Source organism: Streptomyces sp. NPDC046900, assembly GCF_040644975.1.
Lineage (GTDB): Bacteria > Actinomycetota > Actinomycetes > Streptomycetales > Streptomycetaceae > Streptomyces.
On sequence record NZ_JBEYXD010000265.1, the window covers coordinates 1 to 1135 of the forward strand.

General features: G+C 66.2%; 1 pseudogene. It reads left to right on the plus strand.

The window, feature by feature from the left end:
- Positions 1 to 91 precede the first annotated feature (91 nt).
- Positions 92 to 1104: pseudogene (locus tag ABZ904_RS51345) on the plus strand (IS3 family transposase); the annotation flags it as partial.
- Between the last annotated feature and the right edge of the window lie 31 nt (positions 1105 to 1135).

Sequence of the window (1135 nt, forward strand, 5' to 3'; positions counted from 1 at the left end):
TCTGAACGTCAATCCCGAGACGCTGCGGACGTGGGTGCGCGACGCGGAGGGCCGTCCGGCGGCCGCCGGTGCGGTGGAGGGTCCGGAGGGCGAGTTGGCCCGGCTGCGCGCGGAGAACGCGCGTCTGGCCAAGGCGGAGAAGGAATGGCATCTGGAGCGGGAGATCCTGCGTCGGGCAGCGGCGTATTTCGCCCGGGAGATGAAGTGAAGGCCGCCGCTTGGGACTTCATCTCCGCCCACGCCGAGACCTTCGGCATCAAGCGGATATGCCGGGTGCTGGAAGTGTCCCGCTCCGGCTATTACCGGTGGATCGCCGGCGCCGAGGCGCGGGCTGCCCGCCAGGCCGACGAGGATGCCCTGGTCGAAGAGATCCGCGAGATCCACACCGAACACGGCGGAAACTACGGTGCGTTGCGGGTTCATGCTGAGCTGCGGGGCTTCGGCCACACGGTCAACCGCAAGCGGGTCGCCCGGCTGATGCGCAAGCACCACATCGTCGGCCGCCACCTGCGAAAGAAGAAGCGGACCACCATCCCGGACCGTCTCGCGCCGCCGGCACCAGACCTGGTCAGGCGGGACTTCACCGCCGGTGCTCTGGACGAGAAGTGGTGCGGCGACATCACATACGTGCAGGTCGGAGCCTCATGGCTCTACCTCGCCTGCGTCGTGGACATGCGTTCACGCCGGGTACTGGGCTGGTCCATGGCCAGCCATATGCGCACCGAGTTGGTGACCGACGCCCTCCGGGCCGCGGTCGCCACCCGGGGCGGGGACGTGACCGGGGTGATCTTCCATTCGGATCGCGGATCGCAGTACACCTCGGCTGCGTTCGCGCAGGTCAGCGACGAGTACGGCATCCGCAGAAGCATGGGCAGGGTCGGCTCGAGCTACGACAACGCCCTGGCCGAGAGCCTGTGGCAGGGACTGAAGCGAGAGACGATGCACAAGAATCTGTTCTTGACGATGAGTCAGGCGAGGCTCGAGATCTTCCGATGGCTCACCTACTACAACACCCGGAGACGTCACAGCGCGCTGTCCTACCTCTCACCACTGGAGTTCGAACAGCAACACCACAAGGAAGCTAGACTCTCACTCGCAGCATGAACCCCGTGTCCACACTCCGGGGGTCACCTCA